Annotated in this window: 16 protein-coding genes; 3 read left to right on the top strand and 13 right to left on the bottom strand. The window is 46.2% G+C overall.

Annotated features, from left to right (window positions below; translation table 11 throughout):
* The first annotated feature begins 147 nt into the window (after positions 1–147).
* On the top strand, positions 148–1,452 hold the full coding sequence (locus tag ACSQ8P_RS08180; RefSeq protein ID WP_436234731.1) for a DUF2515 family protein: 1,305 nt from the start codon (positions 148–150) through the stop codon (positions 1,450–1,452).
* Positions 1,453–1,466: 14 nt separating this feature from the next.
* Here the strand turns inward: ACSQ8P_RS08180 and ACSQ8P_RS08175 are convergent, their stop codons facing one another.
* The 9 genes from ACSQ8P_RS08175 to ACSQ8P_RS08135 all read right to left on the bottom strand — a co-directional run bounded on the left by ACSQ8P_RS08175 (position 1,467) and on the right by ACSQ8P_RS08135 (position 11,817).
* A complete protein-coding gene (locus tag ACSQ8P_RS08175) occupies positions 1,467–3,161 on the bottom strand; it encodes a putative polysaccharide biosynthesis protein (RefSeq protein ID WP_436234730.1) in 1,695 nt (564 codons plus the stop codon).
* A 46-nt stretch (positions 3,162–3,207) separates the two neighbouring features.
* Complete coding sequence (locus ACSQ8P_RS08170) at positions 3,208–3,687, bottom strand: DUF456 domain-containing protein (protein ID WP_056613455.1); 480 nt, start codon at positions 3,685–3,687, stop codon at positions 3,208–3,210.
* 49 nt (positions 3,688–3,736) lie between these two features.
* Positions 3,737–4,474: a Cof-type HAD-IIB family hydrolase gene (locus tag ACSQ8P_RS08165; protein WP_436234729.1), complete on the bottom strand. Its 738-nt coding sequence runs from the start codon at positions 4,472–4,474 to the stop codon at positions 3,737–3,739.
* 41 nt (positions 4,475–4,515) lie between these two features.
* Complete coding sequence (gene asnB / locus ACSQ8P_RS08160; RefSeq protein WP_436234728.1) at positions 4,516–6,390, bottom strand: asparagine synthase (glutamine-hydrolyzing); 1,875 nt, start codon at positions 6,388–6,390, stop codon at positions 4,516–4,518.
* Positions 6,391–7,170: 780 nt separating this feature from the next.
* The gene (locus ACSQ8P_RS08155; protein ID WP_436234727.1) at positions 7,171–9,225 is read right to left on the bottom strand and encodes a peptidoglycan D,D-transpeptidase FtsI family protein; all 2,055 of its coding nucleotides are present in this window, start codon (positions 9,223–9,225) and stop codon (positions 7,171–7,173) included.
* Between the two features lie 18 nt (positions 9,226–9,243).
* Positions 9,244–9,978: an HAD-IA family hydrolase gene (locus ACSQ8P_RS08150; RefSeq protein ID WP_436234726.1), complete on the bottom strand. Its 735-nt coding sequence runs from the start codon at positions 9,976–9,978 to the stop codon at positions 9,244–9,246.
* Positions 9,979–9,988: 10 nt separating this feature from the next.
* Complete coding sequence (locus ACSQ8P_RS08145; protein ID WP_436234725.1) at positions 9,989–11,137, bottom strand: transglutaminase domain-containing protein; 1,149 nt, start codon at positions 11,135–11,137, stop codon at positions 9,989–9,991.
* A 40-nt stretch (positions 11,138–11,177) separates the two neighbouring features.
* Positions 11,178–11,606: a hypothetical protein gene (locus tag ACSQ8P_RS08140; RefSeq protein ID WP_056613443.1), complete on the bottom strand. Its 429-nt coding sequence runs from the start codon at positions 11,604–11,606 to the stop codon at positions 11,178–11,180.
* Positions 11,607–11,661: 55 nt separating this feature from the next.
* Positions 11,662–11,817: a hypothetical protein gene (locus ACSQ8P_RS08135; RefSeq protein WP_157256887.1), complete on the bottom strand. Its 156-nt coding sequence runs from the start codon at positions 11,815–11,817 to the stop codon at positions 11,662–11,664.
* Between the two features lie 111 nt (positions 11,818–11,928).
* Between ACSQ8P_RS08135 and ACSQ8P_RS08130 the strand changes: the two genes are divergently transcribed.
* Both ACSQ8P_RS08130 and ACSQ8P_RS08125 read left to right on the top strand, forming a co-directional pair.
* Positions 11,929–13,107, top strand: coding sequence for an MFS transporter (locus ACSQ8P_RS08130; RefSeq protein ID WP_436234724.1), 1,179 nt, complete (start codon positions 11,929–11,931; stop codon positions 13,105–13,107).
* 163 nt (positions 13,108–13,270) lie between these two features.
* Positions 13,271–13,624 (top strand): toprim domain-containing protein, encoded by a 354-nt coding sequence (locus tag ACSQ8P_RS08125; RefSeq protein ID WP_436234723.1) that lies wholly within the window; start codon positions 13,271–13,273, stop codon positions 13,622–13,624.
* A gap of 10 nt (positions 13,625–13,634) precedes the next feature.
* Here ACSQ8P_RS08125 and ACSQ8P_RS08120 read toward each other — a convergent pair whose 3' ends face one another.
* The 4 genes from ACSQ8P_RS08120 to ureG all read right to left on the bottom strand — a co-directional run bounded on the left by ACSQ8P_RS08120 (position 13,635) and on the right by ureG (position 17,150).
* Positions 13,635–14,267: an SCO family protein gene (locus tag ACSQ8P_RS08120; protein WP_436234721.1), complete on the bottom strand. Its 633-nt coding sequence runs from the start codon at positions 14,265–14,267 to the stop codon at positions 13,635–13,637.
* Positions 14,268–14,284: 17 nt separating this feature from the next.
* Positions 14,285–15,262: a heme o synthase gene (gene cyoE, locus ACSQ8P_RS08115; protein WP_436234720.1), complete on the bottom strand. Its 978-nt coding sequence runs from the start codon at positions 15,260–15,262 to the stop codon at positions 14,285–14,287.
* A gap of 378 nt (positions 15,263–15,640) precedes the next feature.
* Positions 15,641–16,495, bottom strand: a complete 855-nt coding sequence (locus tag ACSQ8P_RS08110) for an urease accessory protein UreD (protein WP_436234719.1) — start codon at positions 16,493–16,495, stop codon at positions 15,641–15,643.
* Positions 16,488–17,150 (bottom strand): urease accessory protein UreG, encoded by a 663-nt coding sequence (ureG, locus tag ACSQ8P_RS08105; protein WP_436234718.1) that lies wholly within the window; start codon positions 17,148–17,150, stop codon positions 16,488–16,490. Before ureG ends, ACSQ8P_RS08110 begins: the two co-directional genes overlap by 8 nt.
* Positions 17,151–17,161 lie beyond the last annotated feature (11 nt).

Below are 17,161 nucleotides of genomic sequence, written 5' to 3'. Positions count from 1 at the left end.
TATGTGTACTATACTACTCACACACTCAATCTGTCAACATTTGGAATTAACAGAGGGGTTCATACTTTGTTTTTCCACCTCGTTGACATACCTGACTGCATACATGCAAATAATAGAAAGAAGGATTGCGTTTCCAGATAGGAGGCCATGATGAGAGTCAATCTTCCACCACAAAACAAGGATAATCAGGGGTTTTACGAAAAAATGCGAGGGCTGCCAGGTGCAGTTGTACAGCTTGTTAAACAGCAGGCCGCTAAGTTCATGACTTCCTCAGAGCTTGCTGAACATGGATCATCGACTCCCAACATCGAAATCCCTCTTGCCACACAAGACAGATTAGAAAAAGCGTTGCATCAACAAATTGCTCTACAACACGGAGGCGTCATATCTCCCCCAACTACTGTTCAAGAACAACAGATTGTGGAACAAATCATCGCCCAAACTCAGATCAATAATCGCAATAACGTGACACGTACACAAGCCTACTGGGCTTGTTATCGTGATTATCCCGAGCTGCATTGGGCCTTGTTAGCCCACATGGTTTCCCGCAACGGAGGCTGGTGCATGACGGATTTACGTGGTGAACTTATGCCTCACCTTCTGAACAACGATGCCACGGAGTATATATTTTCCTTTCTTGAGCGCGCGAACGCACTTATTTTCCAAGATGCTTACCCGCAATTACTGCTCTATGCTGAGAGCAAAAGAAGGCGGCTTAACCTATTTCATCTTCTTCCTCATTTACATATATCCGCTTGGATGCTCCCCATCTGGCAGGAATTCTGGATTTATCAAGATTCGGCACTGCTCACCATAGGTCTAATTGTCAATGAGCAGCATTATGTTGAGGAACGTGTTGTTCAGAATCCACTCTACAAACAAACGGTCTTAGATACCGCTCTGTTCAAAACACAAGGCTGGCTGCAGCTTAATCATGTCGGATTCCCTTTTCGTTCCACATCCATGGATCCACCTCAACCCCATCTTGCTGGCCTTATTCTTGAAAATTTCTCAAAGCTCTCCGAACGCATCGAATTCGGCAAAAGCCTATACGCGATTCTGTTTGGAGCTCCAGGTGTGCTTCAAGGCGCTTTAGCTTTCGCCTCTGTTACTCCACACACCGGTTCTCGTTCCGACTACTGGCCTCATCTATTCGCCCCCATACGAAAAACCCCTCCTGATCGCAAATATCAGGAGAGGCTCGATGGCCACAGCCTTAAGAAAGGAGCTGCGCAGTTCTATAGTCCCCCGCTTCACTCAGCATGGCCTGACAGGCCAATGGCTCCAGTTGAGCGAGGTGATTGGTTTAAGCTTGAACATGAACCTTTACAGCATATCAGCTCGATGAAGGTTCCACGTGCTTTCGATTTGACGCAAGATCTGTGCCTAGGATTGAGCAAAATTGAACTCGCTGTTCTAAGTGCGCAAGCGATTAAGAACATCATTCGCTAACAAGTGTGATGCGGTTACGAACGTTTTAACAAACGACTCGCTTTCGCAATGAGCTTCTGTACGGGTGATGGAAAACTCTTCACATCATCCTTCGTCACCACTCGCGTCATCATGAGCATAAGCGGATACAAAGCCACTGTTAATCCACAGATCAGCACCGCTTGGATACCCTGATTCAAGCGGAACCAAGGCGATGGTACCACATAGTTATGCGTCAGCCATTCTGCTGCAAAGCCAAGCACGCCGATGACAATGATCGTGATGATAAGTCCACCGAACCGACGCCCTAGAATCGTAAACGATACTTCCTTGCGGAGTGATCGTATATTCAGCCATGACATCGCAATAAAGCATAGCCCTGTTGAGATGATGATACCGTAGATACCAAACCAATGCCCGAGCACGAAGCTGCCAAGCAGCTTGATGGCAATGCCGACACCCACATGAGCCATCAATGGCTTCATCCGTCCCATACCCATCAGAACGGCTCCTGAGGTCTGCATAACGATCTGGAACATCGCACCTGCCGTCAGCAAGGAAATCATCGCAGGTCCATGGGCGATGCCATAGGCGGAATCCTCATATCCGAACAAGAAAAAGTCAAGCGGTCTAGCCGCGATACTGATCATCAGTACGGCAGGAAGACCTGATAAAATCGCAAGCTGTAACACGCGCGTCGTCTGCTGTCCGACCTGTTTCAAATCCTTGCGTGAATACGCAGCCGAAATGATAGGTACAACGGATTGGCTCAAGGCGATGGCCAAAATAATCGGAATCCCCGCGAGCGATTGTGCGCGTCCACCAATGATCCCGACTAAGCCTAAAGCCTCCGCGGCACCGATCTTATCTTCAAGCAACGGAATAATCATCGACGTATCGATCGCATACACCAGCGTTACGGTGACGGAGAAGACGACGATTGGAATTGAAAGCTTTAGCAAGCTTCGATAAATATCCCGATACCTGAACATTTCAGCTGGTTGCTCGCCTGTACGTGTCGCTCCAATCTGTTCTGCCGCGGCTTGTGATGCTGCTGCGATCGGCTGACGCGCTTGCGCATCATTTCGCTTCAGCTTCATACCGTAATACAACATGACAGCAAGTGCGGCAACACCTCCGACAACACCCCCGAAGGAAGCCCCTGCAACGCCCCACCCCAGTGAAATATTGAGCAAGAAATAGGCAAGTAGAATTGACGTAATCAATCGGAATATTTGTTCCACCACTTGCGAGATACCATTGGGCATCATATGTTGTCTACCTTGGAAGTAGCCGCGCATAATAGCAATAAGCGGGAAGAAAAGCATCGCTGGTGCAATGGCTTTAGTCGCCAGCGTAGCATCCGGTCCACCGTGCGAAATATTCTCGGCATAAATAGGTGCGAAGACGTATAACAGTACCGTCATCCCAACCCCTGCCACGACAGCAAACCAAATTGCTGCCCGATAAATCCTTTGTGCTTCTTGCGGTCGACCGATGGCTCTCTTCTCGGCAACCATTTTACTTAATGCACTCGGAATACCCGCTGTTGCGATAACGAGCAAGATGGAATATAAATTAAAAGCAATGGAATAGCTGCCCATCCCTTTTTCCTCAAGCAGATGCACCAGCGGTATTCGCTGGAAAACGCCGAGAAACCGCGCTACAAGCGCGGCTACGGTGAGAATGAGCGTCCCTTTTACAAGGGAATCTTTGGTTACCTTCGTCAAGTCCGTTCCTTCTCTCTCTTACAGTTTTCTTACGTCCTTCTAAGCCTCAAAAAATCCACAGGAAGAAAATAATAATCATTGCCAGCTGCAAAACAATTTTCACCACTGAGCTGGCGAAAAAGCCAAGCACAGACCCAATTCCAGCGCGTACGGCGTTCTGCCAGGAGGTTCCAGCAATCAACTCACCCACTACAGCGCCAATGAAGGGACCTAGGATGATCCCGAATGCTGGAATCACAAATGGACCAATGATCAAACCAATGGTGCTTCCGACGATTGCCGGTTTCGAGCCGCCGAACTTTTTGACCCCTAAGGCGCTAACCGCATAATCCGCCACGATAATAATGATGACAACCAAGGTCTGGATCAACCAGAACCAGAAGCCGAAGTGCTTCCAAGTGATTAGCCAGCCATAGATAAAAAAGGCCGCATAAATAGCCAGTACACCAGGCAGAATCGGATAGACGGCACCCACCATTCCGATGACAAATAAAAGAATAACGACAATCCAACCCAAGGTAATCATGCTCAGTTCATTCCTCCATTATAGTGTGAATGTGGAGCTCGATCTTGGGCTAGGCAAGCATGTAAGTGCGAATGACTTGTGCGACAGCATGCTCATTGTTCGTAACTGTCGTAATGTCAGCGATCCGCTTCACTTCATCCTGGGCATTTCCCATAGCCACACCTAGTCCTGCTTCACGAATCATCGCAATATCATTTTCGCTGTCACCCATAGCAATCACCTCAGACATCGCAATGCCCAGAAGTTTGCACACCGTTTCTACACCAGTTGCTTTGCTGATGCCGAGCGGGTTCATTTCCAAGTTCGACGGGTGTGAATTGGTGATTTCAAGCGTTCCCCAACTCGACACCACTTCGCGAATACGTTGCAATTTCTCAGCATTGTCTGTAAAGTAACCGAATTTTAGCCATTCATGCTGATTGATATCTAGACCTTCACTTTCCCGATTGAACACACCTGCTACGGAATACGCCCACCACCAGCAGTCATTTTCCACCGCTAGCTGGTGCAAATTGCGAATCGTTTCAATCGGTACTAATGTACGTTTCAACAACGTATCCGGCGACGCCCACACTTCACTGCCGTTTACCACAACAAGCGGCGTTGAGAGCCCCAGTTCCTTAATGAAAGGCATAGCGCTAATGGCACCCCGACCCGTGGACATGATCACCACTTTACCTTGTTTAGAGGCTTCACGAATCGCTGCTTGATTTTCTGCAGATATTTTCTTGTCTTCGTTCAATAGGGTGCCATCCATATCGAGTGCGATTAACTTATAGGTTCCCATTCGCGTCAACTCCTGTCTCATGCTGCCATAAAATTGTCGACCTAGTAAGCAGTGAGCACTTTCTTAGGCAACTCTTCCATGAACGTTTTATGCCAGAGTGCAAAAATATAGAGAGTCCACAAGCGTCGTGCGTAGTCTCCTTGACCGATGCGATGCTTATGAAGCATTTTCTCCACAGCCTCAATGTTGATGTAATCCTCAATACCGCTGGTTTTAATTTGATCCATCACCATATCGCCCATAGCGCCTTTCATCCAATCCCGCAGGGGTACTGGGAAGCCTAACTTCGGACGATTCAGAATCGGATCCGGGATGATCCCTTCCATCGCTTTTCGGAAAATGTACTTCGTTGTCCCATTCGCTATGCGATACTTCGCTGGAATGCGGCGAGCCACTTCGAACAGCTCCTTGTCCAGAAAAGGAACGCGCAGCTCCAAGGAATGCGCCATCGTCATTTTGTCGGCTTTCATCAAAATATCACCAGGCATCCACAAATTCATGTCGATGTACTGCATCCGGCTTACTGGATCCAGATGCTTCGTTTTGTTATAGTAATCGCCGGCGATTTGCACGGGATTTTTATAGGCGCGCAGCATCTCACTATCTAGACGCAGCACTTCCGCTTTCATATCCTCGGAGAAGATTTTAGCATTCCCGAGGAAGCGTTCCTCTAGCGGAGTCGTCCCCCGCAACACATAGTTGCGGCCTTTTACTCCGCTCGGCAATATGCGTGCGAAGCGGTTCAGCATGCGTTTCACCGATGACGGCAGCTGATCCAGCGGCTTGAGCGACTGCGGCTCGCGATAGATGCGATAGCCGCCGAACAGCTCGTCCGCGCCTTCGCCGGACAGCACGACCGTTACCTGCTCACGCGCAAGCTGAGCCACGTGGTAGAGGGCAATGGCTGAAGGATCGGCGACAGGCTCGTCCTGGTGCCAGATCGCTTTCGGCATCGTCGCAAAGAAATCATCCTGCGTGATGATTTTATCGTAGTGCTCGGTCCCGAGCGTCGCTGCGGTCTGAGCAGCGATCGGCGTTTCGTTGTTGGCACCATCGAAGCCAACGGAGAACGTGCGGATCGGTTCGATATTCCGCATGTGCGTAGCAATCGCCGTCGAGTCGATCCCACTCGACAGGAAGCATCCGCGTTCCACGTCGCTGACCATGTGAAGCTTGACGGATTCTTTCAAGCCTTCACGAATTTGTTCCACATAGTAGTCAAATGGCTTCTCTTCTGGCTCAAACATAGGATCCCAATATTTATGTAGGGTCATTTTGCCGTCAAAAGTAATTGTAACCGAGTGAGCAGGCGGCAGCTTATAGATACCTTGGAACATCGTATGCGGCTCTGGCACATATTGAAAGGTCAAGTAATTCAGCAAGCTGTCCGTATGGATCAACCGATTCATGCCTTCCGCCGCAAGCAAGCTCTTGATCTCCGAGCCGAACAGGAATTGACGGTCACTCACATGATAATAAAACGGCTTAATGCCAAAGTGGTCTCTCGCACCGAACAGCTGCTTTTTCTTGCGGTCCCAGATAACAAAACCGAACATACCACGCATGTGCTTCACGCAATCCTCGCCGAATTCCTCATAAAGATGGACGATGACTTCTGTATCACTCTGCGTGCGGAAAATATGACCGCGCTCCTTCAACATCGTGCGCAGCTCTTTGTAATTATAAATTTCACCGTTGAAAATAATCCAAACGGTTTCATCTTCATTCGCTAATGGCTGATGGCCTTCTTTGATATCGATAACGGATAATCTTCTAAATCCTAAGCCAATGCGATTCTCTGTCCAGAAGCCGACATCATTTGGCCCCCGATGCACGATCACATCTGTCATTTGCTGAAGCATAGCCTCAGTTGGTTCTCTATCTTCAAAATACATAACACCTGTAATACCACACATGGTGAGACTCACTCCTCCGTACTCTCATCATTCTTTCTCTTGGACAACCGATATATTAGTATACCATATCAGCCCGTCATTCAGGAAATACCGTGAGCGTACGAGAATGGCTGTATCCTATAGAAAAATGATGGAAATGAGAAGTCGTTTTAAAGAAGCAGATAACCGGCTTTTTTTCATGAGATTCGACCACCTTTCCTCTGCGCACAAAAGTTGACCTCGGGCAACATTTAGGGTGAAGCTAATTCTTACCCTTTGAATAGGATATGCCGTTGCGGAGTAACTGGTGCAAGGAGCTAAAAGCAAGAAAAGACATCCGTTTATCACCGTCTCCGAAGTTGCTCTACTTTCCCCCTCGAATCGACTGGGGTCCATCTTATCCCGCAGGCAATCTATATGAAAAAGCGAATACATTTCTTTTCAGTAACGCAATATCGAGGAATCTATATGAAAAAACGAATACAATTGTAGTTTTTTCGGTTTCTCCGTCTTTTCTATTCGAATAATCGAATACATTCGCTACCACCTCATCTTATAAAGTGGGTATCCATCCTATTTTCCTATGCAATGAGAAAACCTCTATCGAGGCCATTCGAAGATGAGCGACCGCGTTTAACGAGGAGAAACTTTGGTCTCCGCCCAAAGATTCCTATATATGGTTTTATCGCCAAATTGAAGACGTATTCGGGAACCAAAAACTTATACTATTGTGGTAAAAAAAGAGCCTGCCGCAGCAAGCTCCCTATCCCATTCATATCTCTTTCGCTTTCTTCCTCTTCCTTACCAAGGCCGCTTCCCGCCGCCAAGCTTCGTCAGAACACCACCGTACGCCGCGTCATACGCCTCGAAGATTTTCGCCGCAATCGGGGATGCCCCATAGCGTCCGAAACCACCTTCCGGTACTACGACCGCTACGGCAAGTTTTGGATTCTCAACTGGTGCAAAGGCGATCAACACGGCATTCTCAACCCTTCCGCCAGCCACATCCTGCGTGGATGTTCCTGTCTTACGAGCGACATTGAAGGGTAATTCGTCAATGCCTTGAGCACCGCTTTTCATCCCATGAATAATCGTATTCCAGTCCGCTTGTGAGAACTCCTTGGATGAATCATCTAGGACCTCAGGCTCAATCGTCTTCACCAAATTGCCTTGATAATCACGTATTTCTTCTACGAACTGAGGTTTCATCCGTTTCCCACGACTAGCAAGCGTTGCCGTATATTGCGCAAGTTGCAGCGTTGTCGTCTTCTCATTCTGTCCCCAGGATGCGTAAACCATCGCGGATTGATAACTGTCTTTCTCCGCATTTTTAATAAAGTCATTGGATCCTGCGTACTCACCAGGCAATCCACTGCCCGTTTGCACACCCATCCCGAACTTAGCCAGATACTCCGCCCATTTGGCTGTCACCTTTGCGTTTTCTCGCCCAAATTTATTCCAGAAAGGGATACCTACCATCGCTGACATATACGTATTCGAGGAAACCTCAATAGCGGACGACGCGTTTAAGCTGCCATAAGCATGTCTATCGGAGTTTGAAATGGCACTATTACCATCCCGACCAAAGGTGAATGTGCCTGTATCATAGTACGTCTGCCCTGCTGTAAACAACTTTTCTTTCAATCCGATTAATACGGATAACGGTTTAATCGTTGAACCCATGAAAACAATGGAAGAAGGATGCTTTGCATTCTCTTTGGCATCTGGATATTTGGCTTTGGCTGTTGTGATCGTACCATTCTGTATGTAAGTCTCGATCTCCTTATAGGTGGCTGTTGCCATCCCACCTGTCCAGGCATTCGCATCATAATCCGGGTAGTTCGCCATCGTAATGACACGCCCAGTGTCCACTTCCATCGCTACTGCGAAGCCCGAGGAGGCCTTCACCCCATATTTCAAATACGCATCATTCGCATTGGAAGGAGACCGAAGATATTGGATATGATCATGCAGCATTTTCTCCGTCGCCTTCTGAACGTCCTTATTGATCGACAGATACAGATTATTCCCTTTAATTGGAGCTGTGACTTCGGCTCTTCCAATGATTTTCATCGCGGCATTCACCGGATACTTCTTACTGCCGTTCTTGCCGCGCAGCTCATCCTGATACATCCGCTCGATCCCATCGAAACCGACATTTTCGTTGCTTAAATATTCTTCACTATTCGGATTATCCTTATAGATTTTTTTCGCTGTTTCGGTTGAAAATGCATTCGTATATCCCACTAATTGCGTAGCAATTGTTGTCTTATCGTCCTCCACCTCATAGGTGCGGATGCTTTCTTCCGTCACTTCCAGCCCTTTGAATTCATCCCGGTGTTCCAGCAAAAATGCAATTTCTGCATTGGATAAATCTGCTTTAATACGGCGTGGTACGGAATAGTAACTAGGATCTTTCACTGGCTTTTTATTAATGTCATAGCCCAAATCCATCGCAAGGACAATCTCTTCAGCTGTTGGGCTAACGGTATTCGGTTTCGCCTTGTCAAATATATCTCTCTCAATGCGTTTGGCTAAATCAATATTAGCATCCTTATCCTGGCCTGGTTCAATACGGAAAAATAAAGACTGTACGGGAATGGTATACGCCAGTGGGGATTTCGTAGAATCATAAATATTGCCGCGAATCGGGGCGATTTTGTTGGTTTGATTCGTGTTGGTATTCTCTGCAGCCTTCAGATCCTTGGCTTGAACGAATTGAAGAATCGCTAACCGCACAATGAGTACGGAAAAAAGTAAAAAAGTAACGAAGAAAAATATATTGATCCGAAACGAAAAGTGCCGTTTTTTAGTGATTTCTTTTTTCTTCGGATCATCCATAATGGATGACTTCATGCGGGTTCATATCCTTTCTCAATTAGGCCGTACTTCACCGGCAGGCTCCTGAATCAACTCGAGTAGGGATCGGATTCCATCTCCCGTGTGATAAGGGTACCGAATAATACGAACAGCATCTATTCCAACTTGATTAGGGGCCCAAATATCATTCGTCTCATGATCCCCGACATACAGTACATCCCTAGCCTCAACGTCTGCCATCTGTAAAGCAAGCCGAAAAATAGCAGGGTCAGGCTTCTCCAGACCAACTTCAGTTGATACCAGTACGGGGTCAAAATAGTGTAATACCCCTTTATCAGCCAGAATGGCTTTCAGTGTAGGAGCAAAATTAGAGATAATACCAATACGAAAACCCTGTTTCTTCAGCTCTTCAAGAAATGGCTTCACATCATCGAATAAATCATAATACTCCGGTGCAGTGAAAATCTCGTATAATTCATGACAGCAGTTGAAAATCTCTTCCTCTGTCCAATCCTCATGAACGCCTAACTTATGCAGGACATAGTGGTATAGGTTAACCCAGAATTCACGATCTGACTCTGGACTGCACACCACGAAGTTATCTTTTTTTTCAACATAATAAAATAGACGAAAAGCTTCTGTAAAAAGTTCATTAATATGATCTTCATCCCGGTCAACTGCGCGCAGCTGCAAGTACTGCTTCAAAATCGTTTGTGCCGCAGGAATCGTTACTAACGTATCACCTGCATCCAAATAAATCATTTTATAAGAATTTAACTCTCTCCGCATATTCTCTCCTCTAAACGTCCCTCACATGTGTTTGATCGAAATTCGGCGGATTGAACCAATTTGCTCCGCTTGCCACCCAAGTGGAATCCAGAGGTACCCACTTATTCGTTTCCTTGAGATACACTTCATTCCAAGCGTGCGGACCATATCCTCCCTGACCATCATATCCTAGACCTGTGACAACCTTCACATCAAGTCCAATGGATCTGGCCATTTGTGCGTATAACCTTGAATAATCAATACAAACGCCTTCTTTGGTATTGAACGTATCCTCAGGTGTTTGCTCCTTCCAAATTCGCTGTTCTTCATATAGCTTCACTTTATTCCAATCATACTGAACTCGGGTTCCGACCCAACTGTACAGTAATTTAGCCTTCTCTTCATCCGTTGTCGCATTCGCTGTAATTTCTTTGGCCGCATCCGCAATGTTACCCGGGATTTTCGCGTCAAGAACTTCATATTTTCGTTGCAAAATATTCGTGAATTCTTGCTCTACAGCACGTGTGAAAACTGGCGCCTTCTCCGCTATAAAATCACCTGTGAACGGTGAGATCACTTCTTGAGCTCCTTTTTGATACATATGTGAAGACTCAATATACGGGGTTAGCATCGAGTGAGGGAATAAGGAGACATAAATGAATAAAATAGCGATAAGCATAAGAGCTCTAGCAAATCCAGCAATGGATCCAATGGCCCCGCCTGAAACCGAGCTCCAGATCGAATGGCTCCGTTTAGGCATGGCAAACCGTTCAGCCAACCAACGCCCTAACACTAAATCAACCAAGTGATTCAGGATTTGTTTGACAATCACATAGCCAAGGATAAATAAAACCCCAAAACGGAGTAATGGAAAATCGCGTAAACTAGTAATCACGGTATAGTAAGCTTGTTTTAACGCACTTATGTCCACCGTCGGAATTTGCAAATTCTGATCTTTTAACCACGTTTGAATCCATGGTGAAATCAGTTGCACCCCCTTCCAAGCAATAAACATGGCGAGGATGGCGAGCACCGCTTCCACCAACATAGCTACGAAATGCCTGGCTGAGCCAGAGCCACCACGGAAAAATCCTTGCAGTACGGAAGCTGCAATCGTGAGAACGATCAAGATGGATATAAAATTGATTGAGATGGTTTGAAACCACGCGTTATCCGTCATGCGTACTCACCTTCCTTTGATAGGCTAGCCCAGCTAGTGACTAGGCATTTTTCCTTGCTTGCTCAATGAATGCATTCACGGCAGCATTTGCATTCATTTTGAATGTTTTTCCGAGAAAAGTGACCTGAACCTCGTCGGATCCTGGTTTCCCTTCTACTTGCAAACTTTTCGTCGTAATTAAAAAGGAACCGTCCGGGTTAGCCTTGAATTTCGCCTCTTTGGCTTCGGAAGTCAAGGCACTAACCGCCTTATCCTTGATATCATCGCTGACTTGAGAAATAACCGTTGCCCCAATATCTTTTATTTTATCCTTATAACTCGCTCCATAAACGATAAGCGCCCCAACGATGACAAGGACTACGACCCATTTCACCACGGTTTTAACAATACCAATCACAATAAATAAAACAATAATAGCCCCTACTATTAAATACCAACGATCCTGTGCAAACGAAATCCACTGATCCATCTTTAACCCCTCCTCATAATCCAAAAGTCCCTTCCTATCATACTACATGGACTCCTTAATCTTCATCTCTTTTTTTCCTTAACTGTGCTAGCTTCTGCTCAATTTCTTTGGTCTTATCTATACTTTTTCCTGTTCTGCGATAAGATTGTCTTAAACGAAAAACAAGAAAAATCCCGACTGCTGCCAAAAGGATAAAAACTATAGGGTCCATACGTCCTCCCTGTTTCGAATTTGTGTCATTTGTCCCGAACGGTCATATCCTTGGGACGAGCGGCGTAAAACTTAAGAAGAGATGAAACTAAAGGATCGAGGTGGTAAAACCGTGCGAACAGCCATATGGTTGTACTTATTTATGTTTGTTGCATTTTTTGATTTACACGCGCAATACCCGATTTTATCCCCTTTCGCCTTATCGCTGGGAGCTGCTCCCTCATTTATAGGGCTCATCATGGGTGTATACTCACTCACACATCTTCCCGGCAATCTCATTGCGGGCTACGGTGTGGACAAATACGGCAGCAAACTTTTCATTGTGGCTAGTTTAATTGTAGCAGGGATCATCTTACTATTTCAATCGAACGTGAAAGATCCGTGGCATCTGCTTTACATTCGTTCCATCAGCGGATTTGTACTTGCCTTCCTATCACCAGCTTGTTTAAGTTTATTAGCTCGCATAGCACGTGATCGCATTCATCAGAGCAAGCTCATGGCAGGCAACGGCCTTGTACACACCCTAGCTTCCGTGGTCTCACCTGCGGCAGGTGCTGTATTAGTGGCCAAAATTGGCTTTACAACTGCATTTTCCGTGTTAGGATGGATCCTTATTATCACAGGTATCCTTGCCATCTTCGGTGTGAAAGAGAAAGAACTGCTTGCTCACAAAGAGGACAAGATGAGCTCCAAGGCCATCTTAGATCCGCACGGTCACCATGCAGCTCAGGATATCAAAGATGATGATGCTGGTATCTCTATACCCTGGCTATTCTTTCTCATTCCCATGGCACTTTCTTGCTCACAAGGGATTTTGTTCTTTGAGCTGCCCTTAATGAAATCGGCACGGGAGTCAATCCTTACTTCAGGCGTATTTTTCACATTGGTCAGTTTAGGCGCACTGCTTAGTATCTCTTTCTGGTTTTTGAATAAAATATCACCTTTTCTACGGACAATTGGCGGAAGCATCGGGCTTGCCGCAGTTTTCTTCGGATTAGCCATCCAGTGGCCAATCCCATTAACCGTATCCCTTTTCTTAATCGGTATGGCCAAAGGTGTCATTTATCCAGCATTAGCAGCTTTACTTGCCAGTATTACTAGCAGCTCTAGATACGGTCGCGTGTTTTCCTTGCTATCGATTTCTTATTCTGTCGGTGCCTTTATTGGCCCAATGATGGCCGGTCAGCTTCGCGATCATATTTCCTCGTATTTCATCGCGTTCTTCATTCTCATGCTAGCCCTTTCACTTTTACCGCTTCGCACATTCAAATCACCTCTGATAACTTCATAACTTTCTTCTCACCAAAAAGGCTTGATGTCGTCCATCAGGCCTTTTTCCATGTGTCACACGCTGTAAATCCTTGTCATTTCCCAGGAAATATCGCAGCTTCGCGTTACTTGGATCGCCGCTCCAAACGGGGTATACTACTCTAAAAAGGAGTGAAGGTGATCCCATGTCCATTACTATTATTGTTGAGGGAAAAAATGATAAAAGTCGCTTGAAGCGAGTCGTTGATGATTCCGTCATCATCCATTGTACCTTCGGCACTCCCAGTTCCATTACGCTTGACTCGTTGCGAAAAAAAGTAGGCGATCTGCCCGTTTATATTTTCACCGACAACGACGCATCCGGCAAAAAAATCCGTTATTTGCTGCGCGATACATTTCCTGACGCCGAACACATCTATACCCGAAAGGGTTATGCAGGTGTCGAAGGCACGCCAGAAGAATATCTCATTCAGCAATTAGAAAAAGCAGGACTGGACGCGTATATTATCTACCCTGCGCCCAACCCTGCTTATGAATAATCACTTTGCGTTATTTCCCTTTTGAGAGGGTTACAACATCCTTCACGATATGAGCCGCATCCAACTCTGGATTGCTTGCATCATAGTAATTTCTTAGCTGACCCTTTGGATCGACGAGCAAGATCGCATTGGAATGTGAGAAATTACCGTCTTTCTCTTTGATCACCATAATACCGAAATCTTCAGCAAGCTTATGAACCTTCGCTTCTTCACCTCGGAGGAACGTCCATCCGCCTGGAATCGGCTTCGATTCGAAGCGATTTCCGAATGCCTTTAGCACCTCTGCAGTATCCCTTACTGGATCCACAGTTATCGATAATATTTCCGCTTTGGATCCCAGTAAATCCTTTTTCTTTAATTCATCCTGCACCTGTGAAATCAAGAAACTTGTCGGCAAGCACACATCTGGACAAAAAGAGTAAAAGAAATACACGAGTCGTACTTTACCGTTCATACTTTCGGAGGTAACTGTTTTACCATCTAAATCTTGTAGTGTAAAAGAAGGCGCCGCCTTCATTGCTGTTAATCTTTCATCCGGCTTACTGCCGTTCGACACTAATTTATAAGCAAAGGATGCAATCATCGCAATTAATATCGCACCAAGCGCTAACTTAAACCAGTTTTTCTCCAAAAACGTCCCCATCGTTTTCGTCCCCCAGACTAAAGTTTCGCTGTCGTATCAATGATCATCAAGATCGATAACAGCGTTAAATATAAAAGGGAGAACAAGAACATACGCTTTGCCCATACAATTTCCGCTTCCCCATTTGCTTTGAACCCTTTGACACTCATGAAAACCCATGTTAATCCAAGAATTGTAGATACGATCAAAAAGATCGTTCCTACGTAACCATATGCCGTTAACATCACCGTTACGGGTACTAATAGAACGACATAACGAACCATACTAATTTTCGTTACGAAAGTCCCTTTGACTACCGGCAGTAATGGGAAGCCCGCAGCACGATACTCTTCCATACGGCGAATGCCAAGCGCCCAAAAATGTGGTGGCTGCCATAAGAACAAGAAGAGGAAGATCAAGATTGCGCCTAAATCTACCGTCCCACTAACTGCACAATATCCGATGACCGGTGGCGTCGCACCTGAGAAAGCTCCAACGAATGTACTCCAAACGGATGTTCTTTTGAACCATGCTGTATAGAGCCACACATATAAAAACAATCCGAGTAAACCGATCAATGTTGCTAATGGTGATTGGGCTCCAAAATATAGAACACCTAAACCAATGGTCCCCAGTATGATTCCGTAGCCGAGTACGAAATTTGCGGTGAGTCTTCCGCTAGGGAGTGCCCTATTCTGCGTGCGCTCCATCTTGGCATCCATCTCACGGTCCAGATAATTGTTTAGTACTGTACCACCAGCCATCACCAATGCTGTCCCCAGCATGGTCATAATCAAATGAATCCAGTCTACATCCCACTGAGCAGCCAACCAGTAACCAGCAAAAGCTGTCATCAGGTTGGAATAAATAATTCCTGGTTTCACCAATCTGTAAAACTCTTTCAGGGTCACAGGCTCTGCCGTACCTCTCGTTAGGTTGGCATCTATAGAATCAGTTCCGACGGACTCTTGTGACGAGCCTTTCGAAACGGTTTCGTAGGTGACTTGATTTTCCATGTAAATTGACCTCCTCTATGTTGAATTTCCGATCCTACATCTAAATGAACAATCTCATCATACCAACCCCTACATCATTTGACAATGAACCGCGGGCAGTTGTCATCATATTGTCGATTCTCCCTTCCAGTATGCGTGGAAAATGTACTTACCATTCGATTCCATTTTGGAATATGTGAAAAAGTTAGAAGATGGGGAGCGCCTGCGCTGCCGACTGTGCGGGCGGGCGGAGCTTTAAGGCCCATAAAGGGCCCTATCTTGCGACGCGATCGCCTATGCCACAACAATAACGCCTTTTTCGAGCGTTATAACTGCCCCTAACTTCCGACAGCCGAAATAAATAGAAAGAGGAGACAGGTCATTACCTGTCTCCTCTTTCTATTTATTCACTAGCAATGGCGTTAAATCAAATAAACTGCGGCGAATTTGATGCCATGCCTTCATCAAGACATCTTGCAGCTCCCAGGCATGCCTTCCCATGACGTTCACAACAAGTCCATATTTATAAGTTAGACTTGCTCCTACTCGAACCGAATTGCCTTCCAATTGGCTCAATTTTTCTACAATGGCTTCAAGATGGCGTTGCCCAAGCCGGTCTGAAAAGATAAACAGACTGCCCATATGCGTCTCCTCTTCCCAGCAACCTGGCGAAGACAGCTCCATCGTCGCTGGTTCAATTCGCTGGTTTTGGTAGAAGATCAGCTCCCCTTCATACCAGACCTTCATCCTGTTCACGTACCTTGTATAGTGAAATATTTCCCCCCGCTGCGTGCGACCGGGACAAAGGACATCGGAGAAAATCAATGTCGATCCTCCCGATAGATGCGCTTCCGTTTCTGCGAATAAGTCAGCATCCTTATACAGCATTAACGGCTCTGGCATATACTCGAGCAGCGCGTCAGCTTCGAGGCGAAGTATCTGATGCTGCGTGCTTCCTTGATCCTCTGCCGAAGGATGAACCTTCGTGAACGACTGGTTCGTTAGAAAAACACGTGCGCCCTCTTCAAGACGCACGTTAATTTCATAATGATCACCGGCCATCAGCCCAGGTGAGCAATCCATCATATAAACACCCAATTGATCCATGGGGGCACCACCATCCATGCATGTTTCGTTCTCGTAACGAAACGTTTTGGCGATTTTGAGCGGGGAGGCATGATATTTGTGTACGAGCCGCGTGAAGCCGCTGCGCACTGCAAATTGTGCAGATATCTCCCCAGTCAGCTTAGGCATGGCTGAACTCCGTCTCCACCCAAGACACAATGTCATCCAATCCTGTGCCACCCATAAGGTTAGAGAAAATATACGGACGCTCTCCGCGCATTTTTTTCGTATCAGAGTCCATCACTTCCAAAGAGGCGCCTACATAAGGAGCAAGATCGATTTTGTTGATAATCAGCATATCCGAACGCATGATGCCAGGTCCGCCTTTACGAGGGATTTTCTCCCCTTGGGCCACGTCAATAATATAGATGAAGCGATCCACGAGCTCTGGACTGAAAGCAGCCGCCAAATTATCGCCACCACTCTCTATGAAAATAATATCGAGATTCTCAAACCGCTTCTCCAACTCTTCAATCGCTTCAAAATTCATAGATGCATCCTCACGGATCGCCGTATGCGGGCATCCGCCCGTTTCTACCCCAATAATTCGCTCCTCTGGCAGTGCTTCAGAGCTAATCAGAATACGTGCATCTTCCTTCGTATAAATGTCATTTGTAATCACTGCGATACTATAGCGATCGTTCAGCTTTCTTGCCAAGCGCTCTACTAGCGCTGTTTTGCCTGAGCCTACGGGACCGCCGATCCCAATTCGCATCGGGCGATTGCGATCTGCTGTTGGCTTCTCCCATTCGTGATGATGATGATGACCGTTACCTTGACACATCGTCATTCCTC

The organism is Paenibacillus sp. LjRoot153, from assembly GCF_964253085.1.
GTDB lineage: Bacteria > Bacillota > Bacilli > Paenibacillales > NBRC-103111 > Paenibacillus_E.
Note: the sequence above shows the minus strand (reverse complement) of the source record. Positions and strands in the feature narration are given on the sequence as shown.

Coding starts and splice junctions, on each gene's coding strand:
- ACSQ8P_RS08180 (WP_436234731.1), top strand. CDS start 148: ATGATGAGAGTCAATCTTCCACCACAAAACAAGGATAATCAGGGGTTT.
- ACSQ8P_RS08170 (WP_056613455.1), bottom strand. CDS start 3,687: ATGATTACCTTGGGTTGGATTGTCGTTATTCTTTTATTTGTCATCGGA.
- ACSQ8P_RS08165 (WP_436234729.1), bottom strand. CDS start 4,474: ATGGGAACCTATAAGTTAATCGCACTCGATATGGATGGCACCCTATTG.
- asnB (WP_436234728.1), bottom strand. CDS start 6,390: ATGTGTGGTATTACAGGTGTTATGTATTTTGAAGATAGAGAACCAACT.
- ACSQ8P_RS08155 (WP_436234727.1), bottom strand. CDS start 9,225: ATGAAGTCATCCATTATGGATGATCCGAAGAAAAAAGAAATCACTAAA.
- ACSQ8P_RS08150 (WP_436234726.1), bottom strand. CDS start 9,978: ATGCGGAGAGAGTTAAATTCTTATAAAATGATTTATTTGGATGCAGGT.
- ACSQ8P_RS08145 (WP_436234725.1), bottom strand. CDS start 11,137: ATGACGGATAACGCGTGGTTTCAAACCATCTCAATCAATTTTATATCC.
- ACSQ8P_RS08140 (WP_056613443.1), bottom strand. CDS start 11,606: ATGGATCAGTGGATTTCGTTTGCACAGGATCGTTGGTATTTAATAGTA.
- ACSQ8P_RS08135 (WP_157256887.1), bottom strand. CDS start 11,817: ATGGACCCTATAGTTTTTATCCTTTTGGCAGCAGTCGGGATTTTTCTT.
- ACSQ8P_RS08125 (WP_436234723.1), top strand. CDS start 13,271: ATGTCCATTACTATTATTGTTGAGGGAAAAAATGATAAAAGTCGCTTG.
- ACSQ8P_RS08120 (WP_436234721.1), bottom strand. CDS start 14,267: ATGGGGACGTTTTTGGAGAAAAACTGGTTTAAGTTAGCGCTTGGTGCG.
- cyoE (WP_436234720.1), bottom strand. CDS start 15,262: ATGGAAAATCAAGTCACCTACGAAACCGTTTCGAAAGGCTCGTCACAA.
- ACSQ8P_RS08110 (WP_436234719.1), bottom strand. CDS start 16,495: ATGCCTAAGCTGACTGGGGAGATATCTGCACAATTTGCAGTGCGCAGC.
- ureG (WP_436234718.1), bottom strand. CDS start 17,150: ATGTGTCAAGGTAACGGTCATCATCATCATCACGAATGGGAGAAGCCA.